General features: G+C 56.5%; 25 protein-coding genes, 2 tRNA genes and 2 pseudogenes. 15 read left to right on the forward strand and 14 right to left on the reverse strand.

Annotation, left to right across the window (positions count from 1 at the left end; all coding sequences use genetic code 11):
• Window positions 1–129 precede the first annotated feature (129 nt).
• The 6 genes and pseudogenes from HMPREF2796_RS01080 to HMPREF2796_RS01100 all read left to right on the forward strand — a co-directional run bounded on the left by HMPREF2796_RS01080 (window position 130) and on the right by HMPREF2796_RS01100 (window position 4,241).
• Entirely contained in the window at window positions 130–972 is an 843-nt protein-coding gene (locus HMPREF2796_RS01080) for an RsiV family protein (protein WP_070630274.1), read from the forward strand.
• Window positions 973–1,176: 204 nt separating this feature from the next.
• The gene (locus HMPREF2796_RS01085) at window positions 1,177–1,875 is read left to right on the forward strand and encodes a DUF3108 domain-containing protein (protein WP_070630275.1); all 699 of its coding nucleotides are present in this window, start codon (window positions 1,177–1,179) and stop codon (window positions 1,873–1,875) included.
• 27 nt (window positions 1,876–1,902) lie between these two features.
• Window positions 1,903–2,051: pseudogene (locus HMPREF2796_RS11460) on the forward strand (IS5/IS1182 family transposase); the annotation flags it as partial.
• A 54-nt stretch (window positions 2,052–2,105) separates the two neighbouring features.
• Window positions 2,106–3,353: pseudogene (locus HMPREF2796_RS01090) on the forward strand (RsmB/NOP family class I SAM-dependent RNA methyltransferase); the annotation flags it as partial.
• Window positions 3,354–3,498: 145 nt separating this feature from the next.
• Window positions 3,499–3,813 carry a Grx4 family monothiol glutaredoxin gene (gene grxD, locus HMPREF2796_RS01095; protein ID WP_003824637.1) on the forward strand — a complete coding sequence of 105 codons (315 nt, stop codon included), beginning with the start codon at window positions 3,499–3,501 and terminating at the stop codon, window positions 3,811–3,813.
• A gap of 134 nt (window positions 3,814–3,947) precedes the next feature.
• The gene (locus tag HMPREF2796_RS01100) at window positions 3,948–4,241 is read left to right on the forward strand and encodes an H-NS histone family protein (protein WP_064083698.1); all 294 of its coding nucleotides are present in this window, start codon (window positions 3,948–3,950) and stop codon (window positions 4,239–4,241) included.
• A 70-nt stretch (window positions 4,242–4,311) separates the two neighbouring features.
• Here the strand turns inward: HMPREF2796_RS01100 and ppk2 are convergent, their stop codons facing one another.
• The 5 genes from ppk2 to rpmH form a co-directional block, all read right to left on the reverse strand.
• Window positions 4,312–5,238, reverse strand: a complete 927-nt coding sequence (ppk2, locus tag HMPREF2796_RS01105; protein ID WP_003824635.1) for a polyphosphate kinase 2 — start codon at window positions 5,236–5,238, stop codon at window positions 4,312–4,314.
• 335 nt (window positions 5,239–5,573) lie between these two features.
• On the reverse strand, window positions 5,574–7,205 hold the full coding sequence (yidC, locus tag HMPREF2796_RS01110) for a membrane protein insertase YidC (protein ID WP_083308609.1): 1,632 nt from the start codon (window positions 7,203–7,205) through the stop codon (window positions 5,574–5,576).
• Between the two features lie 101 nt (window positions 7,206–7,306).
• A complete protein-coding gene (gene yidD, locus HMPREF2796_RS01115; RefSeq protein WP_070630276.1) occupies window positions 7,307–7,519 on the reverse strand; it encodes a membrane protein insertion efficiency factor YidD in 213 nt (70 codons plus the stop codon).
• Window positions 7,513–7,854: a ribonuclease P protein component gene (gene rnpA / locus HMPREF2796_RS01120; RefSeq protein WP_070630277.1), complete on the reverse strand. Its 342-nt coding sequence runs from the start codon at window positions 7,852–7,854 to the stop codon at window positions 7,513–7,515. Before rnpA ends, yidD begins: the two co-directional genes overlap by 7 nt.
• A 2-nt stretch (window positions 7,855–7,856) precedes the next feature.
• Window positions 7,857–7,991 (reverse strand): 50S ribosomal protein L34, encoded by a 135-nt coding sequence (rpmH, locus tag HMPREF2796_RS01125; RefSeq protein ID WP_003824630.1) that lies wholly within the window; start codon window positions 7,989–7,991, stop codon window positions 7,857–7,859.
• 217 nt (window positions 7,992–8,208) lie between these two features.
• Here rpmH and dnaA point away from each other — a divergent pair, with 217 nt between their 5' ends.
• The 9 genes from dnaA (at window position 8,209) to HMPREF2796_RS01170 (ending at window position 16,684) form a co-directional block, all read left to right on the forward strand.
• Window positions 8,209–9,741, forward strand: coding sequence for a chromosomal replication initiator protein DnaA (gene dnaA, locus HMPREF2796_RS01130; protein WP_070630278.1), 1,533 nt, complete (start codon window positions 8,209–8,211; stop codon window positions 9,739–9,741).
• Between the two features lie 15 nt (window positions 9,742–9,756).
• Window positions 9,757–10,860 carry a DNA polymerase III subunit beta gene (dnaN, locus tag HMPREF2796_RS01135; protein WP_023887570.1) on the forward strand — a complete coding sequence of 368 codons (1,104 nt, stop codon included), beginning with the start codon at window positions 9,757–9,759 and terminating at the stop codon, window positions 10,858–10,860.
• A 164-nt stretch (window positions 10,861–11,024) separates the two neighbouring features.
• The gene (locus HMPREF2796_RS01140; RefSeq protein WP_070630279.1) at window positions 11,025–12,839 is read left to right on the forward strand and encodes a tetratricopeptide repeat protein; all 1,815 of its coding nucleotides are present in this window, start codon (window positions 11,025–11,027) and stop codon (window positions 12,837–12,839) included.
• A gap of 126 nt (window positions 12,840–12,965) precedes the next feature.
• Window positions 12,966–13,559, forward strand: a complete 594-nt coding sequence (locus HMPREF2796_RS01145) for an outer membrane lipoprotein LolB (protein WP_070630280.1) — start codon at window positions 12,966–12,968, stop codon at window positions 13,557–13,559.
• Window positions 13,556–14,434 (forward strand): 4-(cytidine 5'-diphospho)-2-C-methyl-D-erythritol kinase, encoded by an 879-nt coding sequence (gene ispE, locus HMPREF2796_RS01150; RefSeq protein WP_070630281.1) that lies wholly within the window; start codon window positions 13,556–13,558, stop codon window positions 14,432–14,434. The genes HMPREF2796_RS01145 and ispE overlap by 4 nt, the downstream gene beginning before the upstream one ends.
• Before the next feature lie 68 nt (window positions 14,435–14,502).
• Window positions 14,503–14,579, forward strand: a tRNA-Gln gene (locus HMPREF2796_RS01155).
• Between the two features lie 19 nt (window positions 14,580–14,598).
• Window positions 14,599–14,675, forward strand: a tRNA-Gln gene (locus HMPREF2796_RS01160).
• Window positions 14,676–15,062: 387 nt separating this feature from the next.
• Complete coding sequence (locus tag HMPREF2796_RS01165) at window positions 15,063–16,046, forward strand: ribose-phosphate pyrophosphokinase (RefSeq protein WP_141749133.1); 984 nt, start codon at window positions 15,063–15,065, stop codon at window positions 16,044–16,046.
• 65 nt (window positions 16,047–16,111) lie between these two features.
• Window positions 16,112–16,684, forward strand: a complete 573-nt coding sequence (locus HMPREF2796_RS01170; RefSeq protein WP_070630282.1) for a 50S ribosomal protein L25/general stress protein Ctc — start codon at window positions 16,112–16,114, stop codon at window positions 16,682–16,684.
• A gap of 222 nt (window positions 16,685–16,906) precedes the next feature.
• Here HMPREF2796_RS01170 and HMPREF2796_RS01175 read toward each other — a convergent pair whose 3' ends face one another.
• The 9 genes from HMPREF2796_RS01175 to HMPREF2796_RS01215 all read right to left on the reverse strand — a co-directional run bounded on the left by HMPREF2796_RS01175 (window position 16,907) and on the right by HMPREF2796_RS01215 (window position 25,152).
• A complete protein-coding gene (locus tag HMPREF2796_RS01175; RefSeq protein WP_070630283.1) occupies window positions 16,907–17,800 on the reverse strand; it encodes a cysteine ABC transporter substrate-binding protein in 894 nt (297 codons plus the stop codon).
• Between the two features lie 79 nt (window positions 17,801–17,879).
• The gene (locus tag HMPREF2796_RS01180; protein ID WP_070630284.1) at window positions 17,880–18,617 is read right to left on the reverse strand and encodes an amino acid ABC transporter ATP-binding protein; all 738 of its coding nucleotides are present in this window, start codon (window positions 18,615–18,617) and stop codon (window positions 17,880–17,882) included.
• A 1-nt stretch (window position 18,618) separates the two neighbouring features.
• The gene (locus tag HMPREF2796_RS01185) at window positions 18,619–19,287 is read right to left on the reverse strand and encodes an amino acid ABC transporter permease (RefSeq protein WP_070630285.1); all 669 of its coding nucleotides are present in this window, start codon (window positions 19,285–19,287) and stop codon (window positions 18,619–18,621) included.
• The gene (locus HMPREF2796_RS01190; RefSeq protein WP_070630657.1) at window positions 19,277–19,936 is read right to left on the reverse strand and encodes an amino acid ABC transporter permease; all 660 of its coding nucleotides are present in this window, start codon (window positions 19,934–19,936) and stop codon (window positions 19,277–19,279) included. The genes HMPREF2796_RS01185 and HMPREF2796_RS01190 overlap by 11 nt, the downstream gene beginning before the upstream one ends.
• A gap of 469 nt (window positions 19,937–20,405) precedes the next feature.
• Window positions 20,406–21,062: a leucine-rich repeat domain-containing protein gene (locus HMPREF2796_RS01195; protein ID WP_070630286.1), complete on the reverse strand. Its 657-nt coding sequence runs from the start codon at window positions 21,060–21,062 to the stop codon at window positions 20,406–20,408.
• Window positions 21,063–21,259: 197 nt separating this feature from the next.
• Window positions 21,260–21,763, reverse strand: coding sequence for a hotdog family protein (locus tag HMPREF2796_RS01200; RefSeq protein WP_070630287.1), 504 nt, complete (start codon window positions 21,761–21,763; stop codon window positions 21,260–21,262).
• Complete coding sequence (locus tag HMPREF2796_RS01205) at window positions 21,744–22,970, reverse strand: beta-ketoacyl-ACP synthase (protein WP_070630290.1); 1,227 nt, start codon at window positions 22,968–22,970, stop codon at window positions 21,744–21,746. Before HMPREF2796_RS01205 ends, HMPREF2796_RS01200 begins: the two co-directional genes overlap by 20 nt.
• Window positions 22,963–23,385, reverse strand: a complete 423-nt coding sequence (locus HMPREF2796_RS01210; RefSeq protein ID WP_070630292.1) for a hypothetical protein — start codon at window positions 23,383–23,385, stop codon at window positions 22,963–22,965. The genes HMPREF2796_RS01205 and HMPREF2796_RS01210 overlap by 8 nt, the downstream gene beginning before the upstream one ends.
• 291 nt (window positions 23,386–23,676) lie before the next feature.
• Window positions 23,677–25,152 (reverse strand): aldehyde dehydrogenase family protein, encoded by a 1,476-nt coding sequence (locus tag HMPREF2796_RS01215; protein WP_070630296.1) that lies wholly within the window; start codon window positions 25,150–25,152, stop codon window positions 23,677–23,679.
• Window positions 25,153–25,467 lie beyond the last annotated feature (315 nt).

Consider the following 25,467-nt stretch of genomic DNA (forward strand, 5'->3'; position numbering starts at 1 on the left):
CTGTACTGGTTTTTGTTAATTCACTATAAAAATATAGCCGCAAACCCGCCTGAGCTACTTTCAGGCAGCCTCCTGCCCACCTATAATCAGGCTACCTGAAAACCAACCGTTTAATATAGAAAGCCCATCATGCACATCCGCCTGCTCCCCCTCGTTTCCGCCCTATTGCTCTCCGCCTGCGGCCAACCAGCTGCCAACTCTCCGAACACCGCTTCGCCTGCTTCCGATGCCGACACTGCATCCCAGCCTGCAGCAGGCGCCACCGCGCCCGCGCTGGCTACTGCATCCCACGATTTCTTCCGCCAGAAACGCTGCGTGCAAAAAGACGACTACTGCGCCGAAACCAGCCTCACCATGCCCAGCACCGGCCAAGCCTGGCTCGACCAACTCCTCAAACAGAAGCTATACGAAAGCTATTCCACCAAAGAAAAGCCCGTGAGAAACGACGAAGAGCTGCGCCAAGCCTATCAGCAGATTCAAAACGATTTGTATGAAATCGTACAATATTCTGCCGAAGAAAAATCCGCACTCGGCCAATACAACAACCAAACCGATCAAGTCCACTTCCTCTACCAGCGCGGCAACACTGCCGTATTCGAGTTTTCTCACGACGAATACACCGGCGGCGCACACGGCCAATATAGCAGCCGATACCTCATGGTCGATTTGAGCAAACAACAAGCCCTCGGCCTGCAAGACATCATTCGGCCCGGCCAGCAAGGCAAGCTGCAAGAAAAGCTGAAAGAAGCATACGACCAATACCAGCAGCAATGCAGCTGCCTCAACGGCAAACCCGAACTCACCGAAAACTTCATCTTCTCCGCCGACGGCATCGAATTCCGCTACCCGCCCTACGAGATTTCCGGCTTTGCCTACGGCGAAATCAAACTGGTGGTATATTGGAACTGGCTGGAAGACATCGTCAAACCCGAATACCTTTGGAAATCGCCCCAACCCTCTTCCAAATTGTAGCCTCACAGCAGTCTGCTGCCACACCAAAGCTACCTGAAACCACCTTTTGATTTTTCAGGTAGCCTCCTTCCCGCCACAAGCTACCTGAAAATTCCCGTCAAACCATGTAACCGCACGTCCCCAATATAAAACTTAAGGCTATAATGCCGCCCCAAAGCCGCTGATTCGCAGCGCACCTTCCCTTTTTCAGCAAAGGAACCCCAAATGACCAGTCTCACCCTCCGCCTCGGCACGGCCGTCGCCCTGTGCGCCGCCGCACTGGCCGCGCCTACTGCCGCTGCCGAAACCGCCTTCCCCAAAAACGCCGAGCTGCACTACATCGGCCCCTACGGCGTGCCCGCTGTGATGACCTTCAACCAAAACGGCGGCCGCTACAACGTAAACGCCGACATCAACGTGCCGCTCTACAAAATGCGCTTTTCCTCCAACGGCAGCATCAGCGGCAACCGACTGCAGCCCGCCCGCTACAGCGACACCCGCAAAGGCCGCGCCTATGCCGGCGCCACTTTCGACTACGGTGCCAAAACCATCACCTACGGCAAAGCCGGCCACACCGAAAGCCAGCCACTTGCCGGCCCCACTTTCGACCTCTTCACCCTGGCCTGGCAGCTCGCGCTCAACAACGGCCAATTGCCCGCTAACCTGCACATTACCAACGGCAAACGCGTTTACCCCGTGCGCGGCATGACCCGCCTGCCTTCCGCCCGCTACAACATCAACGGCGCCAGCATTGCGGTCAACCGCTTCCGTGTACAGCGCGGCGACGACACCATTGAATATTCCTTCGCCCCCGATTTTGCCAACATCCCCGCCCTCATCAAATACACCGACGACGGCAAAACCTACGAGCTCAAACTGCGTAGCGGCAAAATCGACGGCACACCATTGCAGCCGCCCAAGTAAGCAGTAAGCGCAGGCTACCTGAAATGCCAAACCAAACAGACAAGCCGCCCCGCACTGTCTGTTTCTTATAGTGGATTAAATTTAAATCAGGACAAGGCGGCGAGCCGCAGACAGTACAAATAGTACGGCAAGGCGAGCCAACGCTGTACCGGTTTAAATTTAATTCACTATATCTGCCCATTTTCAGGTAGCCTCCCCCTTCCCAGGCTACCTGAAACCAACACGCCAAAATGACCCCTGCCCAACTCCTCCATACTTCCACCCTGCTCGGCCAAGTGCTCGACTTCGAGCAGCCCGCCGACACCCTCGTTTCCGCCTATTTCCGCAGCCATAAAAAACTCGGCCGCCAAGACCGGCACGAAATTGCCGAAACCGTGTTCGCCGCCTTGCGCCATTTGCAGAAAATCCAAAGCGTGCTGCCCGATCCCGTGCGCCAATCCCGCCGCGCCGCGCTGGCCGCCCTAGTATTGGGTCGCGGCATCAGCATTTCCGCCCTAGCCGATTGCGCCAATGCCGAAGAGACTGAGTTTCTAGGCTACCTGAAAGCCAAAAAAACCGAGTTTGCCGCGCAGCTGAACACCGCCGCCGAACTGCCCGAATGGCTCATTGCCCAACTGCGCGACCAAGGCTGGAGCGACGAACACATCCTCGCCTTCGGCCGCAGCACTGCCACCCCCGCCCCACTCGATTTGCGCGTGAACACCCTCCAAGCCAAACGCGACAAGGTGCTCGCCCAGCTGCAAGATGAAGGCGCCCGCTGCGAAGCCACGCCTTATTCGCCGTGGGGCATCCGCCTGCACGACAAATCCGCCCTCATGCGCCACCCGCTGTTTTTGGAAGGCACCATCGAAGTGCAAGACGAAGGCAGCCAGCTGCTCGCCCGCCTCACCGGCGCGCGGCGCGGCGAAATTATCGTCGATTTCTGCGCCGGCGCAGGCGGCAAAACCCTCGCCCTGGGTGCCGCCATGAACAACAGCGGCCGCCTCTACGCCTTTGACGTAGCCGAAAAACGACTGGCCAAACTCAAGCCGCGCATGGTGCGCGCCGGCCTCACCAACATCAGCCCGCAGCGCATCGGCAGCGAAACCGACCCGCGCCTCGAACGCCTCATCGGCAAAGCCGACCGCGTACTGGTGGACGCACCCTGCTCCGGGTTGGGTACCCTGCGCCGCAACCCCGATTTGAAATACCGCCAATCACCCGAACGCATCGCCGAATTGGAAAAGCAGCAGGCTGCCATCCTCGAAGCCGCCGCCAGCCTGGTGCGCCCCGGCGGCCGTTTGGTGTATGCCACCTGCAGCGTGCTTGCGGCTGAAAACGAACACCAAGCCGAACGCTTCAGCGCCGCCCACCCCGATTGGCAGCTGGTAAACGCCGCCGAACTCCTGCCCGATTGCCCGGAATTATTTTCAGGTAGCCCCTATCTGCAGCTCTCCACCGCCGAACACCGCACAGACGGCTTCTTCGCCGCCGTGTTGGATACGCCCGGAATAGACGGCAAATCGGCTATAGCGCATCCATTTCTCTGCCGCTTCCGGTATCGAAAGCAAATGTAATCCGCTATAATGGCCGCCGTTTCGCATCCGAATTTTGATTCATATTTAATCCATAAAAGGAAACACCATGAGCATCCAAGAAGAAATCAAACAATTCGTAAACAGCAACCGTATCGTGCTGTTTATGAAAGGCACCAAACAATTTCCGCAATGCGGTTTCTCTTCCCGCGCCGTGCAAATCCTGCAGGCCGCCGGCTGCAATGATTTCGTTACGGTAAACGTATTGGAAAACCCTGAAATCCGCCAAGGCATCAAAGAATACGCCAATTGGCCCACCATCCCGCAACTGTATGTGAACGGCGAATTCGTGGGCGGATCCGATATTCTGATGGAAATGTATGAAGCCGGCGAATTGCAAGATTTGCTGAAAGCCGAAGCCTGATTTTCAATAAAGAAACTGAGCTGGTTTGGCACATATTCGTGCCAAACCGGCAATTTATTTGTAGCGTAATAAATCGAAATGCCCTTATAATCAGGCCAGAAATAAATTTTAACAACCTCCACAAAGGAAACATCATGGCAGCACGTGAAACTTTAGACCAACTCTTGGAACAGAAGAAATCCTTAGAAGACCGTATCCAGCGCCGTTTGGCTTCCGAGCGTAAGAAGAAGGTCAATCAGATTCTGGCCATCATGCGAGACTTTGAAATCAGCGTTGCCGATATCGAAGCAGGCCTGAAAGAAAAACAAAGCCGCCCGCAATACCGTAACCCCAAAACCGGCGCAGTGTGGGGCGGCGTGGGCAAACGGCCGAAATGGATTGTAGAAGCCCAAGAAAAAGGCATCGACATCAAAAAATTCTTGGTATAACTAGTTGCCCATACAATATAGAAGGCTACCTGAAAGTTTTCAGGTAGCCTTCTTTTTGCCGTATTTTGCCTTAATCCGCATTCATATTGATGGTGTCTTTAAATTGTGCGTTGGGCACTTGCACAATCAATGGGTCAACCGGGCCGATGGCTTTGAGATCGCGGTCGGGGTAGTCGAGGGCATGCAGGAAGAAGCGGATACAGTTGAGGCGGGCGCGTTTTTTGTCATCGGACTTGATGATGGTCCACGGCGCATCCCCAGTGTGGGTGTGGAAGAACATGGTGTTCTTGGCTTCGGTATAGGCGTCCCAACGGTCGAGCGACTCGATGTCCACGGGCGAGAGTTTCCAGTGTTTCAAAGGGTCGTCGCGGCGGGAGATAAAGCGGCGCAGCTGTTCTTCGCGCGATACGGAAAACCAAAATTTAAACAGGTGCATACCGCTGTTTACCAACATGCGTTCTAATTCGGGCGCTTGGCGCATGAATTGCAGGTATTCGTGCGGCTCGCAAAAGCCCATTACGCGTTCTACGCCGGCACGGTTGTACCAAGATCGGTCGAAAAAAACCATTTCGCCGGCAGTGGGCAGATGGTTGATGTAGCGCTGGAAATACCATTGGCCGCGCTCACGGTCGCTGGGTTTCTCCAAGGCCACCACGCGGGCGCCGCGTGGATTGAGGTGTTCCATATAGCGTTTGATGGTACCACCTTTACCGGCAGCATCTCGGCCTTCAAATATGGCGGCGATGCGGCTGCCACTCTCTTTCACCCAGCTTTGTACTTTGAGCAGCTCGATTTGCAGCTTTTTCTTTTCTTTTTCGTACACATTGCGGCTGATGCGGGTGCGGTAAGGATAGCTTTCTGGCAGCGGTGCAACGGATGAATCTTCACTACTGCGGTTACCACTGTATTGCAGCACTTGTTCTTCAAATACTTGCAGGCGGTCTTTGCGCTCCGCCAGATCGATTTCTTCAAATGGTTTGAGTTGATGATCGGTCATGGTGTGCCCCTTATGGCGTGTTAGAAAATCAAATTTATCCTTTTAACTATTAAGGCTATTTTACATTAGGGCAGGCTACCTGAAAAGTGAATTTTCCCTTTATCATTCATGCTAATCTAATTATTTCAAATAGGCATAAAGTGTGGTGGAAAACTATATGGTTAGGGGAGTAAACGTTGTATTATTCCGATTAGAACGACCATATGATTGAAGCATTTATTTTCTCATGCAAGGAGAGCTAGCACGATGTAAGAAAATAAGTGTTTAGCTACCTCCCACCAAGAACAAAACAGCCCGAATCTTGCAGATTCGGGCTGTTGCCTTTTTGCTATATCTTAGGATTTGACGGCACCATTGATTTTCCGATTAATCAGCCACTGCTGTCCCATACTCAAGAGGTTATTCACCACATAGTAAAGTACTAGGCCGGCAGGGAAGAAGAAGAACATCACAGAGAAGGCCAGCGGCATGATTTTCATCATTTTAGCCTGTATCGGGTCGCTCGGCGGCGGGCTAAGTTTGGTTTGGATATACATTGTCAGCGCCATCAAAATCGGCAGGATGTAAAACGGGTCGGGCCGGGCCAAGTCAGACACCCAGCCCCATGAAGCCTGGCGCAGCTCAACCGAGGCGAGCAGCACCCAATACAAGCCGATAAACACGGGGAACTGCAACAGCATGGGCAGACAGCCGCCCAGCGGGTTGATTTTCTCGTCTTTATACATCTTCATCATGGCCTGTTGCAGCGCCATACGATCATCGCCGTGCTGTTTTTTCAGCATTTCCAGCTTAGGCGCAACGGCACGCATTTTGGCCATGGAGCGGTAAGAGGCGTTAGTAAGCGGCAGCAGCAGGGTTTTAACGATGATGGTCAGCAAAACGATGGACCAGCCCCAGTTGCCGATGAGGCTGTGCAGCCAATTAAGCAGGCCGAACAGCGGCGCTGCCACCACATGGGTACGGCCATAGTCTTTCACCAGCTCCAAGCGGTCAGCCACTTTGCTGATCACGGCGTATTCCTGCGGGCCGGCATACAATTCGGCAGGCACGCTCAGTTTCTGGCCAGCAGCAATCGCGGGCAGCGGTACGCGCACGCCGGCGGAGTAAAGGTTGTCGCTGCGGCGTTTGATATCGAGCAGGCAGTTGCCGTTTTGGCAGATGCTGTTGCCATCTTTGGGCTGTAACACCCACACGGTGGTGAAGTAGTGTTGAGTGAAGCCAACCCAGCCGCTGGTGGCGGTACGCTGGTAGTCGGCACGGTCGCGTTTGCTCTCGAAGTCGTCGTCCAAATCTTTAAACGGCACTTTTTGGAAGTTACCATCGGGCGTGTAGGCTACCGGGCCGACATAGGTTTGATTGAAGTAGCCGCTGCCCTCGGGCGTGCTGTTGTCGCGCAGCACACGATACACACCATCCAGCTTCAGCGGGGCATCAGTGTGGTTGGTGATATCGAAGCGTACATCAATAAGGTAGCTGCCTTTGCGGAAGGTGTACACTTTGTCTACCTGAATGCCGTTAGTTTCCGGCGCGCTCAAGCGCACTTCCAGCGTATCTCCATTGAGGGTGTAGTTGTTTTGCGAGGCTTTGAAGCTGCTGTCTTGTAATAGGTAGTTGCCTTTTTGGTCGATCAGCAGCGATTGCACCAAATATTTGTGTTCGTTGTTGTCGGAGAGCAGGGTAAAGGTTTTGCTGGCGTCGACGGCAGAGTTGTGTTTGAGCAAATCCAGCCCGCGCAAGTCGCCGCTATTTTCATCGATTACGGCTTTAAGCGTGTCGGTGCTTACGGTAATCGGCTTGGTGGGCGGCAAATCGTTCCCGGCCACGGGAGCGGCGGCTTGCTGCTGCGCCTGCGCGGCTGCCTGTTCGGGCTGTTGCGGTTGGGGATTGAAATAATTCCAAACCATCAGGGTCAGGATAGCGATAATGGCAAAAACCGCCGTCCGCTTCAATTCGTTGTTGGATTCCATAATCGGGTTCCGTTTGAAAACAGGAGAAAACGGCAGTCTGCATTCCAATGCAGGCTACCTGAAAATTCTACCGCCATGCCGCATGAATGCAGCAGGCAGGCTTAAGGCACAGGGTCGTAACCGCTGCCTCCCCACGGATGGCAACGGCCGATGCGCTTGGCTGCAAGCCAGCCGCCTTTAAGCGCCCCGTATTTGCGCACCGCCTCGATGGCGTATTGCGAACAAGTGGGCTGATAACGGCAGCGTGGCGGCAGCATCGGGCTGAGCGCGTATTGGTAAACCCGGATCAGCCCCAGCAAAATTTTGGCTAGCATGGTTTTTTCGGCACAATTTGTTCCAACTGCGCCAACACCTGTTGTCGCTCAGCCCTACCGAACGGACGGCGTACGCGAACCACCAAATCGCTACTGTCCAAACAGTGCCGGTTGAGGCGAAACCATTCGCGCAGTGTGCGTTTCATATAGTTGCGGCGGTTGGCACGGCGGGCGGTTTTCTTGGCCACCACCAAACCCAGTCGGGGATGACCCAGCCCGTTTGGCTTGTGCCACAGCTGGATATCCGGCCGCGATTTCAGCCGGCGTAAAGCAAAAACGGATGAGAAATCATCCGTTTTCAGTAAGCGGTATGGTTTGCCGAAACAGTATTCCACTGTTACACGGCCAAACGTTTACGGCCTTTGGCGCGACGAGCAGCCAACACGGCACGGCCGCCGCGGGTTTTGGAGCGAACCAAGAAACCATGGGTGCGTTTGCGGCGGATAACGGAGGGTTGATAAGTGCGTTTCATGATGTTTCCCGTGGAAATAATCTAAAATCAGAAAGCGGCGTATTACACCTGATTTTGCTGAAATTGTCAAACTATTCGTGCTGCATGCCGCTTTTCCTCCCGCCTTGGTTCGCCTCCTGAATTTTGGGTATAATCCACTGTTCGCACCTGCTCGGATACGGCGGTGCACCATGCACCCTTCGCCGATTCCCCCTGTATTTCTTTCAGAAGCACCACCATGACGCTCGACCAATTCTGGCCACACTGCCTGCATCATTTGCGCCACACTCTGCCTGCCAAACAGTATCAAAGCTGGATTGAGCCTTTGAGCGTGGGCGAAGGTGCGGGTGGAGAATGGGTAGTGTATGCGCCCAGCCGCTTTGTATTGAACATGTTGCGCACCCGCTATGCTGCCGAAATCAGCAAATTGCTGGCAGAAAGGCTACCTGAAAACACTCCGACACTGCGGTTTGAACAAGGCAAAGGCAAGCACTATGCCCCAGCTGACAAGCCGGTACCGGTGCGTACTGCCAAAGCTGCGGCACCAGTTGAACAAACCAGCAAACCAGCTGCCACGCAACATGCCGACAAACGCAGCGCCCTAGAAATCGTGCAATCCCGCTTGGAAAGCTTGGGCATCAATCCGCAAGCGGAGCCAAGCGGGCAACCCACACCAACCAAATTGGCAGCCAAGCCTGCCCAAGCCAAATCTGCCGCCAAACGCGAAGAGCGCCAGCAGCAGCGCTATGCGCAAACCAATTTGTCGCCGGAATACACTTTCGACACCTTGGTGGAAGGCAAAGGCAACCGCCTAGCCGTAGCCGCTGCCCGTTCGATTGCCGAAAATCCAGGCAAAAACTACAACCCCTTCTTTTTATACGGCAGCACCGGTCTGGGCAAAACCCATCTGGCGCAGGCCGTGGGCAATGAACTGCTGCGCCTCAAGCCCGAAGCCAAGGTTTACTATATGCATGCCGAAGACTTTGTGCGCGGTATGATTCAGGCCTTCCGCAACCACGCCCACGATGCCTTCCGCCAGCAATACAAGCCCTACGATTTCCTCATTATTGACGACATCCAGTTCATCAAAGGCAAAGACCGCAGCATGGAAGAGTTTTTCCACCTGTATAACCATTGCCACCACCATAAAAAACAGATTATCCTTACCTGCGACGTGCTGCCTACCAAAATCGACGACATGGACGACCGCCTGAAATCTCGTTTTTCATGGGGTTTGACGCTGGAGTTGGAACCGCCGGAATTGGAAATGCGGGTGGAGATTTTGCAGAAAAAAGCCGATTCCGTGGGCGTGGAGTTAAAAGAAGAAGCTGCCTTTTTTATCGCCACCCACATCCGTTCCAACGTGCGCGAGCTGGAAGGCGCGTTTAAGCGTGTGGAAGCGCGCAGCCGCTTCGAGCATAAGCCGATTGATGTGGAGCTGGCCACCGAAGCCCTGCAAGATATCGTGGCCGGCAACTTCAAACCGATTAACCTGCCGTTGATTATGGATGCAGTGGCCAAATATTACGGCATCCGCACCGCCGATCTTATCGGCAAGAAGCGCGCGCAAAACATCGTCCGTCCGCGCCATCTGGCCATCAAACTTGCCCGCGAGCTGACCACTCACAGCTACGAAGACATCGGCAAAGCCTTCGGCGGGCGCGACCACAGCACGGTGCTCAATTCCGTGAAAAAGGCCGACGAATTGCGGCAGGAAGATGCCGAGATTGCCCAAGATTACGAAAAGCTACTGATTATAATCAAAAATTAAACCTAAGGAATCTGTATGTTGATTTTAGAAGCCGAGCGCGACACCCTGCTCAAACCGCTGCAAGCCGTTACCGGCATTGTGGAACGCAAGCACACCCTGCCTATTCTCTCCAACGTGCTGATTGAGCGCACCGGCGGGCAAACCAATATCTTGGCCACCGACTTGGAAATCCAAATCCATACTCATGGCCCGCACACCGATGCCGAAGACTTCCGCATCACCACCAATGCCAAAAAACTGCAAGACATCCTGCGCGCCCTGCCGGAAGGTGCGATTGTGGCGCTGGATTGGGCGCAGAACCGCCTCACCCTTAAGGCCGGCAAATCCCGTTTTGCCTTACAAACCCTGCCTGCCGAAGATTTCCCGTTGATGAGCATCGGCGAAGAAGTGGTTTCTGCCTTCACCCTGCCGCAAGAAACCTTCCGCAATATGCTCTCGCAGGTGCAATACGCCATGGCCGTGCAAGATATTCGCTACTATCTCAACGGCTTGCTGATGCAGGTGGAAGGCAGTAATCTGCGCCTGGTGGCCACGGATGGTCACCGCCTGGCCTACTCCGCCGCCGTGATTGATGCCGACTTGCCCAAAGCCGAAGTGATCCTGCCGCGTAAAACCGTGCTCGAGCTGTTCAAACTGCTCAACCGCCCAGAAGAACCCGTTACCGTGGAACTCTTGAACAACCAAGTACGCTTCCGCTGCAACGACACCGTGGTGGTGAGCAAAGTAGTGGACGGCAAATTCCCCGATTTCAACCGCGTGATTCCACAGGATAACGACAAAATCTTCCTGCTCGGCCGCCAGCCGTTCTTGGGTGCACTGGAACGCGCCGCCATTTTGGCCAACGAAAAATTCCGCGGCGTGCGCCTGCAGCTGCGCCCCGGCCTGCTGAGCGTGTTGTGTAGCAACAGCGAGCAGGAAGAAGCGCGTGAAGAGCTGGAAATCGCCTATCAGGGCGCCGAGCTGGAAGTTGGCTTCAACATCAATTATCTGATGGACGTATTGCGCAACGTACACGCCGAAGACATCCAACTGGCCTTCGGCGATGCCAACCGCTCCACCCTGTTTACCATCCCCGACAACGCCGATTTCAAATACATCGTGATGCCGATGCGCATCTAAGGCTGCATCGCCATACGCCAACAGGCTACCTGAAAATTACAAAGTAAAAGTTTTCAGGTAGCCTGAAAAATATGTGGCAGACAAGCACACTTGCGCTATAAACTTTGCCCTTTACAGTTTCAGGTAGCCTTTTGCCGCCGCACGTCTAATTCTAAGGAACCACCATGTCTTCACGGCATTCCCGTATCCGCGCCCTCGCTCTCGCCACCCTACTGCTGCCGTTGGCGGCCCAAGCCGCGCCTGCACCGCGCAAACCCGGTTCGCAAACCCCGCTTACCCACCGCCAAATCATCGATCGCGCCAACAATCTGATGACGGCCTTCTCCTCCGAGATTGCCCTCCAGCAAGGCAAAGGCAGTGACGCCCTCGCTGCCTATATGCGCCTGTTCCGTCGCACCAACGACCCGGCCGTGGCCGAGCGCGCCGTAGACATCGCCCTGGCCACCGATGTCCGCCTGGCCGAGCAAGTGCTTGAGCACTGGCAGGCAGTTGAGCCCAAACCTTCCATCGAGCAAAAACGTATGCGCTGGGTTGTGGCTACGGCCAAAGGCGATATCGCCACGGTGCGTGCCGGCCTGCCCGAAATTCTCGCCCAAACCGACCGCCAGCGCATGCGCACCGTCTTCCTGCGCATGTCTCAGCTCGCCCTCTACCACCCGGAAGCTGCCGATGCGCAAACCGCCCGCCTCGTGCACCAAGCCGCCGGCCGTTTCCCCGGCCTGGCCGAAGCAGCCATTACCGATGCCATTTATTCCGCCCACGCCAACCGCACGGCTGATGCCAACGCCGCCCTGCGCCGCCTCTCCCGCCTCGACAGCGACATCAGCCCCATCACCAGCATCACCCTGCGCCTGATTGCCCAGCGCCAACCCGAAGTGCTCGAATACTTCTTCCGCCATGCCGATAGCCGCCACCTTTCCCCCATGTGGCAAAACCTGCAAGTAGAAACCCTCATCGCCGCCAAACGCGAAGAAGAAGCCTACCGCCTGCTGCAAAATATGCTGGCCAAAACCCCAGATGCCGACCTCTACATCCAAGCCGGCATTCTCTCCGTGCGCCGCAAAGAGCCCGTGGCTACCACCGTAAACTACTTCGATAAAGCCTACCTGCACGGCACTCAGCAGCAGAAAAGCCGCGCCGCCCTGCTCGCCGCCATGCGCCTGATTGAAGACAACAACATAGCCGAAAGCCGCAACTGGCTCAACCGCGCCAGCGCCCCCGAAGCCCAGTTCGACAAACACATCCTGGAAGCGCGCATTGCCGAGGCCGAGAAAAACTGGCCGGCGGCTGAAGATGCCCTGCTGCGTGCCGAATCCATCGTATCGGCCGGCCGCAGCAATGCCATCTTCAATGCCGACGACCTCCTCGTTGCCCACCTGCGCATCGCCCGCGAGCAGCCGCCTGCCGAAGCTCTCAACAGCATCCGCAGCCTCTATCGCCGCTACAGCGACAACTCCGCCCCGCCCGCCATGATCGCCCTCATCCTCGAGCAGCGCGCCATCCTGTATGCCGACCGCCTGCAACAGCCCGAGAAAGCCGTAGCCGACCTCAAACAGGCACAAGAACTCGTGCCCAAAAACCCCGACATCCTCAATTCCCTCGGCTACACCATGCTTTCCCTGCCCAACCCCGACCTGGCCCAGGCACGCCGCTATATTGAACAAGCCCTGCAACGCCGTCCCAATTCGCCCGAAATTCAAGACAGCATGGGCTGGGTGTTGTTCAAACAAGGCCAACCTCAAGCCGCCCTACCGTATTTGCAGCGCGCCCACGCCAAACTGCCCGAAGCCGAAGTGGCAGCCCATCTTGGCGAAGTGCTGTGGACACTCGGCCGCAAAAACGAAGCAATCGTTATCTGGCAAGCCGCCCAGCGCAAAGGCGGCGACAAACCCGTATTGCAGGAAACCCTGCAACGCCTCAACGTAACCCTCCCGTCTTCCGGTGGGAAAGCCGGTAGCGAAAGCAACGGCAGCCAATAAACCAAAGGCTACCTGAAAACAGCTTCTCCCGTTTTCAGGTAGCCTTTGGCGTGTATTGAAATAAATATTCCATGTTGTGCTGCCGCCAATCCTGCCCACCACTACCCACTCACTCCGTGAAAGCCCATGATCCGACACCGCCTCCTCCCCATCTCTGCCGCCCTCCTGCTCGCCGCCTGTACCAGCCTTGGCACGCAAATGTCTGCCGAAAACTGGCGCGACGATGCCGCCACGCCCGAATTTGAAGCCTCCGGTCGCATGGGCGTGAAGGAAAACGAACGCGGCAGCTATGCCAATTTCGATTGGCTGCGTACTGCCGCCGTGCAGCTGTTTGACGTGAAAACCCCGCTGGGCAACAGCGTCGGACGTTTGTGCCAAGACAGCGGCGGCGTGCAGGCGGTGGCGTCCGACGGCCAAGTTTACCGCGCCGCCACCACCGCCGAACTCAGCCGCCAGCTGCTCGGCTACGACCTGCCCGTGGCCTATATCGACCGCTGGGCCAACGGCCTGCGCGTGCCCGGCGAACCTTACAGCGTACTGCCCGACGGCCGCCTGCAGCAAATGGGCTGGAAAATCCAGCGCAATTTGGGCGAAGACGGCCAAGTGCGCATGTTGCTGCTGGAACGCACCGGCTTGAGCCTGCGCCTGGTGTTCGACCGCTTCGGCCAGCCTGAGCGCCGCCCCGGCAGCTGCGCCGCCGATGTCGAGCAGGCTGTATGATGCAGCCGCACCCCGCCGCCCGGGCCTTTCCCGCTCCGGCCAAGCTCAATCTCGACCTGCGCATCATCGGCCGTCGTGCCGACGGCTACCACCTGCTCGAGAGCATTTTCTGCCTGATTGATTTGTGCGATACGGTGTGGCTGTTGCCGCGCGAAGACGGGCAAATCATCCTACACAATCCCGCCGGCGGCATCCCGCCCGAACAAGATTTGAGCCATCGCGCCGCCCGCCTGTTGCAACAGTTTTCAGGTAGCCCCAACGGCGTGGAAATCTGGCTGGACAAACATATTCCCAGCGGCGGCGGGCTAGGCGGCGGCAGCTCGGATGCCGCTACCGTGCTGCTTGCCCTCAATCATTTGTGGCACACCGCCGTGCCGCCCGAAACGCTGCGGGCGCTCGGCCTGAAGCTGGGTGCGGACGTGCCGTTTTTCCTGTTCGGCCAAAGCGCTTTTGTGCAAGGCATCGGCGAAATTCTGAGCCCGCTGGCCGTGCCGGAACAATGGTATGTGGTAGTTCGCCCCGATGTACATGTGGCCACCCCGAAAATCTTCGCCCACCCCGGCCTCACCCGCAACAGCCCGCCCTGCGCCCAGCCAGGTTTCGCGCAACTGCAACCTTTCCGCAACGATATGCAGGCCGTGGTATTAGCCGAATATCCGCCCGTGGCCGCAGCATTCCGCCTACTGCAAGACTACGGCACGCCGCAGCTCACCGGCTCCGGTGCCTGCCTGTTTGTCGCCTGTGCCACGCAAGGCGAAGCCGAGTATATCTATAGCAGGCTACCTGAAAATTTGGCTACCTGGTGCGTATGCGGTTTGGATCGGCATCCCTTGCAAACCATCTTGGGAAATAACAAAAATATCAGGCACGCTTGACAACGTGCCGAAAAAACCGCATAATTCGCACCTTTCCTGAATCGCCTGCCGCAACAGCAGGTTTGTACTGGGGATTCGCCAAGTTGGTTAAGGCATCGGATTCTGAATCCGACATACGTAGGTTCGAATCCTACATCCCCAGCCAGATTCGTAAACAATATAATTGGGGATTCGCCAAGCTGGTTAAGGCACCGGATTTTGATTCCGGCATGCGTAGGTTCGAATCCTACATCCCCAGCCACCTTACAAAAGCATGTACGTGTACATGCTTTTATTTTTGTTGCTGCACAATGCAGCAACAGGCTACCTGAAAATGAGCGTAGCGAATTTCGCCAAAACAAAAACGGCGCAAAACTGGTATGGTGGGAATTTTCTTGCTATAGCAACCCATTTATTCAATTTTGATTGCTCAATTAGGGGTCGGGATAAACCGGACACAGGTATTTGCTGCCTAGCCCTGATATCAAGCCGACAAAATTGGCGGATATTCCACACAAACAGCACTTTGGTTTTGCCCGCGCTCGGCGTATAATCCGCCGTTTGCAAGCCAGTCAAACCCAAACGCGAGGGAGCGGCAATGTTTCCCACAGTCGGCGGCGAGACCGCAAACAACACAGGTAATGAAGAAATGGCATACGAAAGTTTAATGGTATTCGCCGGCAACGCCAGTGCCGGCTTGGCTGAGAACGTGGTCAAACACCTTGGCATTTCCTTGGGGCGCGCCTCCGTAGGCAAATTTTCCGACGGCGAAATCGCCGTGGAGCTTTTGGAAAATGTACGCGGCCGCGACGTGTTTATCTTGCAGTCTACCTGCGCCCCCACCAACGATAATCTGATGGAGCTGCTCACCATGGCCGATGCGCTCAAACGCGCTTCCGCTGGCCGTATTACCGCAGCTATCCCCTATTTCGGCTATGCCCGCCAAGACCGCCGCCCACGTTCCGTGCGTGTGCCGATTTCTGCCAAACTGGTGGCCAATATGCTCGCCACCGCCGGCATCGACCGCGTGCTGACTGTGGATTTGCATGCCGACCAAATTCAAGGCTTTTTCGATATTCCGGTGGACAACATCTATGCCACCCCGATTTTGGTGCACGATATCCTGCAACAACGCATCGAAAACCTTACCGTAGTCAGCCCCGATATCGGCGGCGTGGTGCGTGCCCGTGCCGTAGCCAAGGTATTGAATACTGATTTGGCGATTATCGACAAACGCCGCCCCAAAGCCAACGTGGCTGAAGTGATGAACATCATCGGCGATGTTCAAGGCCGTACCTGCCTGATTGTGGACGACATGATCGACACCGCCAATACGCTGTGTAAAGCCGCCTCCGCCCTGAAAGAGCGCGGTGCGGAGCGCGTATTGGCCTATGCCACCCACCCTGTGTTCTCCGGCGAAGCGGTAAACCGCATTGCATCGTCTGATATCGACCAAGTGGTGATTACCGACACCATCGCCCTATCTGATGCCGCCCGCAATTGCGACCGCATCCGCCAGGTTACGATTGCCGGCCTGCTGGCCGAAACCATGCGCCGCATCAGCAACGAAGAATCTGTCTCATACCTCTTCAACGAGGATGTGGCATCCCCGGGAGCATTGTTCCTCCCGTAATCCCCCGCCGTCAGGGTTGGTCGCAGCCCGGCAGACGGCTTTTTTAACTTAAATGGAGTTTTACCATGTCTTTCAAAATTGAAGCCCAAGTGCGCGAAGAGCAAGGTACTGGTGCGAGCCGCCGCCTGCGCCGCGAAGGCCGTGTGCCTGCCGTAGTTTACGGCGCCGGCTCTGACGCCACTGCTGTTTCCGTTGACCACAAAACTGTATTCTTTGCCCTGCAGAAAGAAGAGTTCCACACCGCCATCATCAAACTGGCGCTGAACGGCAAAGAGCACGACGTGATTGTGCGCGACTTCCAGATGCACCCCGTTCGCCGCGAAGTGCGCCACATCGACTTCCAAATCGTGGAAGCCGGCAAACCGATCAAAATCCGCCTGCCGCTGCACTTGGTTAACGCCGAGAAATCTCAGGCCGTTAAACTGCAAAACAGCCGCGTGGCTCTGCTGAGCACCAGCGTGGAAGTGCTGCTGGATCCGAAACACATCCCGTCCGAACTGGTTTTGGATTGCGAAAAAGTTGTGGCCGGCGATGTATTGCACCTGTCTGACGTCCAATACCCGGAAGGCGTGGAAAGCACTTCCCTGCGCCGTGGCGCCAACTTGGCCGTAGCCACCGTAACTGCTGCCGGCAAATAAGCCGAACGGTTTTAATAACAAAACCCCGCTGCAAAGCGGGGTTTTGTTTGGCCGGCATGGTGGTGTAAAGGCTACCTGAAAACCTATACTGCAATACAGTTAAACTAGAAAATCCATCCCCACTCCACACAAACAAAAGGCTACCTGAAATTCCAGCTTCGCAGAAACTCTGCGGTGCTTTGCTTTCAGGTAGCCTTTCTTCAACCGGATTGCCGAGCCGTTTTATTTGGTCAGGATTTCCGCTTCTTTGTCGCCGTATACCGGGCGCAGGGTTTTTTCGTAGGCGGCGTGCAGGCGGCCGTCTTGTTTGATGGCGGCGATCTCCTGGTTCACCCAGTTGAGCAGGGATTGGTCGCCTTTGCGCACGGCGGGGGCAATGTGTTCGGCCGGGCCGATGTTGCCGATGGCCACTTCAAAGTTGGGGTTTTCTTTGGCCCATGCCCATAACAGCGCGTTGTCATGTGCCAGCGCCACGCCGCGGCCGTCTTTCAGCGCGTCGAAGGTTTCGGTGTTTTGGTCGAATTTCAACAGGTTGATGTTGGGATGATTTTTGGTGAAATAGGCATCAGCGGTGGTGCCTTTATTCACCAGCAGGGTTTTACCTTCCAGCTGGGAAAGGTCGGTAATCGGCGCGCCTTTGGGGGAAACCACGCCCAAGGCCACGTTCATGTAGGGGCTGGCGAAATCCACCACTTCGGCGCGTTCGGGCGTTTGGGTGAAGTTGGCGAGGATTAAATCCACTTTGCCGGAACGCACGTATTCCACGCGGTTGGCGGCTTCGGTGAGCACAAATTCCACTTTGTCGGGGCTGCCGAGCAGGTCGTTGGCCAGATATTTGGCGATTTCCACGTCGAAGCCTTGGCTTTGGCCATTGGCGTCCACATAGCCGAAGGGGGGCTTGTCGCCGAATACGCCGATGCGGATTACGCCGCGCTCTTTGATTTTGGCCAGTGCGTCATCGCTGGCGGCGCCGGAAGCGGCGGAGGCGTTGGTTGCGTTGTTGCCGGAAGCAGGCTGCTCGCTGCTGCCCTGTGAGCCGCCGCCACCGCAGGCGGCCAGGCCGAAGCCGAGCACCACTGTGGCCAATAAGGTTTTGAAAGATTGGTGTAACTGCATGATGTTTCCTTTTCTGTTAGAGGTAGAATGAAACCGCCGTACAGGCTACCTGAAAATACGGCAGCGGTTTTAAAACGGGTTAAATCGAATAGTCCATGCCGCTGAGAAACTGCTGGGCGCGGCCGCTTTCGGGTTTGGTGAAGAATTTGTCGGGTGTGCTCTCTTCGATGATGTGCCCTTGATCCATAAAGATAATCCGGTCGGCCACTTTGGCGGCAAATTCCATTTCGTGGGTAACGATGAGCATGCTCATGCCATCGCGCGCCAGCTCCAGCACCACATCCAACACCTCGCGCACCATTTCCGGGTCGAGCGCGGCGGTGATTTCGTCGAGCAGGATCACTTCCGGGTTCATACACAGCGCGCGCACGATGGCGATGCGCTGCTTCTGCCCGCCGGAAAGCTCGCGCGGGAAGGCGGTTTTGCGGTTGAGCAAGCCCACGCGGGCCAGTAGCTTGTCGGCTTGCGCTTCCACTTCTTCGCGGCAACGCTCCTGCGCCTTCAGCGGGCCGAGCAGAATGTTGTCGATCACGTTCATGTGGGCAAATAGCTCATAACTCTGAAACACCATGCCCACTTTCTGGCGGGCGGTTTCCCACGGCACATCTTTGCCAAACACGCCCACGCCTTCCATCTCGATGCTGCCGCCCTGGTGCGGCTCCAAACCGTTGATGCAGCGCAGCAGGGAACTTTTGCCGCTGCCCGACGGGCCCAGAATCACCACCACTTCGCCCTTCTCCAGACTCAAATCCAAATCCTGCAGCACCACGGTATCGCCGTAGCCCTTGCGCAGGTGGCGTACGTTCAGCAAAGCCATATCAGCTCTCCCATTTCTTTTCCAAATAGCCCGCCAGCAGCGACAGCGGCCAGCAGCACAAGAAATACAGTATGAAAATCAGGCCATACACCCAAAACGAAGCGTTCGGCATGGTGAGCAGCGAATTCTCGATAATCTGCTGCCCCACCTTCACCACCTCCACCACGCCGATCAAGGCGGCCAGCGAGCTGGTTTTCACCATCCGCGTAAATAAGTTAATCGCCCCCGGCAGCGCCCGCTGCACGCTCTGCGGCAGCTCGATATACCAAAACACCTGCCGCCGGTTCAGCCCCAGCGCCTTGGCCGATTCCACCTGATGCTTTTCAATCGATTCCAGCGCACCGCGCACCAAATCGCCCATCTCACCGGTGCCCCAAACCACAAACACCCAAATGCAGACCCACACACCGCTCAAATGGATGTCGGTCCAGGCCGACAGCCCGAAATACAACACAAACAGCCACACCAGAATCGGCACAATCCGCACCATTTCCAGATACAACGCGCACATCAACCGCACCAGCGGATGGCGCACCCGCATCAGCAGGCCGAACAATGTGCCCAACACGCAGGAAAGCGCCACCGAAATCAAGGAAATCTTCGCCGTGAGCCACAAGCCCTGCGCCAAACGCGCCGCATTCTGGCCGGCAAACAGCCATTCAAGCACCATATTTCGCCTCCCGCAGCCTACTTTCCGCCCAACGCGCCAGCAAAGACACCGGCAGCAGAATAATCAGATAGCTGATAAACAGCAGCAGCAGCGCCTCATTGGTTTTATAGTCCATACCGATGATGTCTTTGGTAACAAACATCAATTCCGCCACCGCCACCGCGCTCACCACCGAAGTTTCCTTAATCAAAAACAGCACATTCGCCCCAACCGCCGGCACCGACACCGCCCAAGCCTGCGGCAACACCACAAAGCGGAACACCTGCCAGCGCGACAAACCAATCGCCTTAGCCGCCTCCACCTGCCCCTTGGGCACCGAAAGCAAACCCGCCCGCAGTGCCTCCGACATATAGCTCGCGCCCAAAAACACGAGCGCCAGGATGCCGCAGGTAAAGCCGTCCCACTTAATGCCCACCTTCGGCAGGCCGTAATACAGGAAAAATAACTGAATCAACAAAGGCGTGTTGCGCGAAAGCTCGATATAGCCCCGCGCCGGCCAATACAGCGGCCGCACGCGATAAGCCGTCACCACCGCCACCGCCAGCCCCAGCAGGAGCGACAGCGCAATGCTGTAGGCTGACAGCTTCAAAGTAATCAGCGCGGCATCGGCAAACTTCGGCGCCACCCGCCAAAAATAAGACCAGTTCATAATCAGGCAAAATTGAAAACAGGCGGCCATTATAGAAACCGCCGCTCAGCTTGAGAAAGAAGCATTGGCAATATGCTTAGAGGGAAAAGGCATAAGGCATAAGGCAAAAGAGGCTACCTGAAAGCGCAACCACCTTGCTTTTCTTAGCTCTCGAAGAGAAGAAGATAAGGCTTCCGAAGGAAGCCGATTTCCCACACTGTCAAAAGGCAGTGCCAGCTTGTATGTGACAAGACAAAAAATGAAGAATTAATGATGAAAGGCTACCTGAAAACCCGCTAAACACTGTTGCTAAAAGTGGGCGCCAACAAATACAAAATATCAGTGAGGCAATGCCAACCCACTGCGCATACGCACCGTTAGTTGTCATTGCCTCACTGACTTCCTGTTCCCGTTTTCAGGTAGCCTTTTAAATGCTTAAGGCTATCTGAAAACTAATCATCCGAACTACTATGCCGCCGTTTTTTACTTTCTATTTCTGCCAAAACCCCTCGTCATGAAACTTTTCCGGCAGCCCAATATTTCTGACTTGGTGTTTTTCTTGCAGCCGGTGCAGGGCAGATATGTTGTTCAGGCTGCGGGCATAGCTGATGTCGATTGTTTCCAAGGCAGTGAGGTTTTCGATGCCGTTTAATGTGCACACGGAGGGGCGCACCAGTAATAAATCTTTCAGCCGCGTCAGGTTTTGGAATTCAGTTAAGTCTTTGCCTTTGTAAGACCATAGGTATAAACGCTCCAAGCGGGTGCATTGCCCGATATTTCGGATTTTTTTGTGGTAGTCCAGCCTTAAGTCTTTAAGCGCGGGCAGTTGGGAGAGGTCGATGTCGATTGGCTGTCCGATGACCAGGGTGTCCAATTGCTCGAAGCGGTATAGGGTATCCGTATTGATGAATTCGGGCGATTCGAGATCGTGTTCGATTTGGAGATGCGGTAGTTCGGGATAAGCGGCCAAATCGGCAAAATCCACCACGGCGTGTTTCGGCGCGGGTGGCGGGTTGATGGCAACCGTCGGCCGGCTCAAAATCCGAATGCCGCAACGGTAATGCTTGGCCTGCCGCATGGCGGTACGGATAAATGCGGGCTGAACTTCGATGCAGTTGATGTTTTTATTGTAGAAATACGTTTCCATGGGTGTATTCCGATGCGGGGGCGTGTTGGCAAATGTGGGTTTCAGGTAGCCTTGGAGAGGTTTGAGGCCGTCTGAAAGAGTGGATACGGCAGTGCCAACGGCGGGCTTTAAGCCCGCTTTGCTTCATTCATGTTGCAGCTTCGTAGCAAACCATGTTTTCAGGTAGCCTTTCAGACGGCCTCAAGGCTACCTGAAACTTATCTGCCCAAAATCGCGTCCAAAGCCTCGCGGCTGGTGGGGCTGAATACGTTGAGCGCGCCGGAGAGGAGCAGCGTGCCGGGGGCGAGGTCGTCGCGGCCGGGGGGCGGGGTGCGGCAGGTGAGGGTGCAGTCGAACACGCCCATGTTGGTGGCGTTGTCTTGCCAGGAAAGGGTGATTTGCACATCGAGCACGGTGCCGACGGGGATTTCGGGGCGGGCGAAGTGGAGTTTGCGGGTGCCGAGCAGGAAGCCGAGCTGCACGGGGCGTCCGGCATCCAGCGCGTGTGCGCCCGCCCATGCGCCCACGCCCTGCGCCATGATTTCGAGGCCGAGCCAGCCGGGCAGGGCGTTTGCGCCGTCGGGGAGCAGGATGCAGTCGGGCCGGATGGTGCAGACGGCGTGCAGGTTGTTATCGTCGTAGGATAAAACTTCGTCCAGCAGCACCATGCGGCCGCTGTGCGGCAGGAGGGCGGCGGGTTGTTTAATCGGGCATTGGGGCATGTTCTTCTCCGATGATGAGGACGCTGTTGTTGCCGCCGAAGGCAAACGACGAACTTGCGCCGATGCGCCGCCCCTGCGGCCATCGGCTGCTTGAAACGGTGAGCGCGATTGAGGGCAGTTCGGGGTCGGCTTGGCCGTCCCACAGTTGGGGCGGCAGACTGCCTTCGGGGTTGTCGCGGCGGCTGGCGATGCCCCATACGAAGGCGGCTTCGAGCGCGCCGGCTGCGCCGAGGGTGTGGCCGGTGAGCGGTTTGGTGGAAGTAGCGGCGGTTTGGCTGCCGAACACTTCGGCTACGGCGCGGCTTTCCATGCCGTCGTTGAGCAGTGTGCCGGTGCCGTGCAGATTGATCCAGCCGATGCTTTCGGGCGGCAAACCCGCATGGTTTAAGGCTACCTGAAAAGCCTGCGCCGCGCCGAGGCCGTCGGGGCGCGGGGAAGACATATGGTGCGCGTCGCTGCTGGCACCGTAGCCCAAGAGCGGCAGGGCGTTGCCGTTATCTTCGCGGGTCATCATGAATACGGCGGCGGCTTCGCCGATGTTGATGCCGTTGCGGTTGAGCGAAAACGGGTTGGCAATGCCGTCGGACAGCACTTCCAGCGAGGCGAAACCGTTGATGGTGAGCGGCGAGAGCGTGTCCACGCCGCCGCACAACACCGCGTCGCACATGCCCAGCCGCAGCAGCCGCGCCGCGCTGATGAGCGCCCGCGCGCCGGACGTGCAGGCGGTGGACACGCCGTAACACGCGCCCCGCAGGCCGTACGCCACCGAGGCAAAATCGGCGGGCGAGGAAAGCAGTTGCGCCTGCTGTTTGAACGGAATGTCCGCCCAGCTGCCGCCGTTGGCAACGTGTTGGAACAGCGGGATATTTTCATCCGCACCGCCCACCGACGTGCCGATGACCACGCCGATTCTGTCCGCGCCGTAGCGGCTGAGGGCTGCCTGAATCTGCGGCTCGATTTGCGCCAAAGCGTCCCACAGCAATTGATTGTTGCGGCTGCGGTGTTCGGCAGGCAGATTGTCGGGAAACGGGCGCAACGGCCGGTTTACCGCGCCGAAAGCACGGTTTTTGCCCTTCACCCATTCGCTGGAAAACGTGAGCGGGCTGTTTTCAGACGGCCTCAACAAACCGTCCAAATGCTCCGCCAAACCGCTGCCCAAAGCCGACACCAAACCCGGCCGGCCAAGGTATGCCCGTGCCTTATTCATCGTTCTCTCCCAAAGGCGTCAGCCGCCATTTCGCCCCGCCGCCCTCCAACTCGCGCGGCCGGCCGTCTGAAAAACCGTTTTCCAACAGCGGGAACATCGCCGTGAACACCGCCTGCGCGGCATGGTTCGGCGGCACAAAACCGTCGCGCCGCCAGCCGCCCGGCGTGGCCAACAAACGCGCCAGCGGCGCACCGAACGCATCGGTTTGAATCCAGCGCGACTGCCCGCCCGCCTCGCCCTGCACCACCAACAGCGACACCTGCTCCGCCGCGCCGGTTTCATCCAGCCGCTCCAGCTTGAAACGGCGGCTTTCGCCCGCCGCCAAATGCGGCAAATCCTGCGGCGCGAAAGTGGCACCGCAGGCGGCAAGCAGCAGCGCGGAAACGATGGGGACGAGAAGCTTGGGGAAGGTCATTTCAGGTAGCCTTTGCGGAATGGGGATGGGGTGGGATTATAGACGAAGCGGGGCGGGAGTGGCGGCTGCAGTCTGCCTACAGCTTACCGCCTTGCGTCTAACTAGCTGCATTCGCTATAAATACCCAATTTATGACGTTTCAGGTAGCCTGCAAACAGGGATAATGATGCACAAAGGCTACCTGAAAATCACCAAACACGAGATAGCCTATCGACATGGCAACGCCCATCAATCATACAAAAAAGCTGCCGGGCATACCGGCAGCTTGTGCATTGCAATCAGGCAAAGTAATTAATACATGCCTTCACGCTCTTCGCGAGTGCTGATGTAGATATTTTTCACCTGGGTGTAGGCTTCGAGCATCATTTTGTGGGTTTCGCGGCCGATGCCGGAAGTTTTGTAGCCGCCGAAGGGGGCGCCGGCGGGCAGGCGGTTGTAGCAGTTCACCCACACGCGGCCGGTTTCCAGGGCGCGGGATACGCGCAGGGCGCGGTTGATGTCGCGCGTCCACACACCGCCGCCGAGGCCGTATTCGCTGTCGTTGGCCAGCTGGATAACTTCTTCTTCGGTTTTGAATTTAATCACGGTAGCCACCGGGCCGAAGATTTCTTCTTGGGCGATGCGGCTGTTGTTGCTGTCGGCAGCAATCAGGGTGGGCTCAACAAATTCGCCTTTGCCCAATGCGCCTTCTACTTTTTTACCGCCAGTGATGATGCGGCAGCCTTCTTGTTCGCCGATTTGCACATACTTCAAGATGGTGTTGAGCTGGCCGGCGTTCACTTGGGCGCCCATTTGGGTGTCGTCTTCCCAAGGCAGGCCGACTTTCACTTTCTTAAACTCTTCAGACAGGGCGGCTACGAATTTGTCGTAGATGCCTTCCTGCACGAAAATGCGCGAACCGGCACAGCATACTTGGCCTTGGTTGAACAAAATGCCTTTTTGTGCGCCTTCCAAGGCTTTGTCGAAAGGCATGTCGTCGAAGAAGATATTGGCAGATTTGCCGCCCAATTCCAAAGTGGAAGGAATCAGCAGCTCGGCAGCAGCGATACCCACGCGGCGGCCCACTTCGGTAGAGCCGGTGAAGGCAAGCTTGTTGAAGCCTTTGTGGTGCAGCATGTATTCGCCGGATTTGCTGCCTTTGCCGGTAATCACGTTGAGCACGCCTTTGGGCAGCAGGTGGTTCACTTTTTGGGCAAAGGAGAGCAGGCTCAGAGAGGTGCTGGAAGAGGGGTGGATAACGATGGTGCAGCCAGCGGCCAGCGCAGGAGCAATTTTCCAAGCGGCCATGAGGAAAGGGAAGTTCCACGGAATGATTTGGCCAACCACGCCGATGGGCTCGCGCAATACGAGGGAGAGATCTTCTTCGTCCAGTTGGTTGGCGCTGCCTTCTTCGCCGCGAATCACGCTGGCGAAATAGCGGAAGTGGTCGGAGGCCAACGGAATGTCGGCAGCGCGGGTTTCGCGGATGGGTTTGCCGTTGTCGAGCGTTTCCTGCAGGGCGAAGAGTTCGGCATTTTCATCAATCACATCGGCAATTTTATTCAGAAGGGCGGCACGCTCGGCGGCGGTGGTTTTGCGCCAGGTTTTAAATGCAGCCTGTGCAGCGGCCACAGCGGCATCTACGTCGGCGGCGGTGGCGTCGGTGAATTTAGCCAGGAGCTCGCCGTTGGCGGGGTTGTGCGATTCCAGCAGGTTGCCGGGCTTTGTCCACTCGCCGTTGATGAGCAGACCGTATTCGCGGTCGAAAACGTTCAGATTTTTAGCCATTTCGTTGGTTCTCCTAAAATTGTGCGGGGCTGGCGGCCCACTCCCAATAACATAAACAGCATTCGATTGATGCTGTGGGCGCAGCATATTCTTTTTTTCCAACTCTTTCAAGAATGCGTATTACCAAACCGGGCTTGTTTACAGATTAAAGGCTACCTGAAAACGAAGCTTCAACGCAGTTAAAATGCCGCGCAAGTTGCCTTGCCACTCTATTGTTTCCGCAGGGCTTGCACACTCTGCTGTTTAGGATGAAAATGACAATATAACAATGAATAATCAGCCTGCCTCCATTGCAGCGGGCAGGCAAAACACATC

Source organism: Eikenella sp. HMSC071B05, assembly GCF_001811325.1.
Lineage (GTDB): Bacteria > Pseudomonadota > Gammaproteobacteria > Burkholderiales > Neisseriaceae > Eikenella > Eikenella corrodens.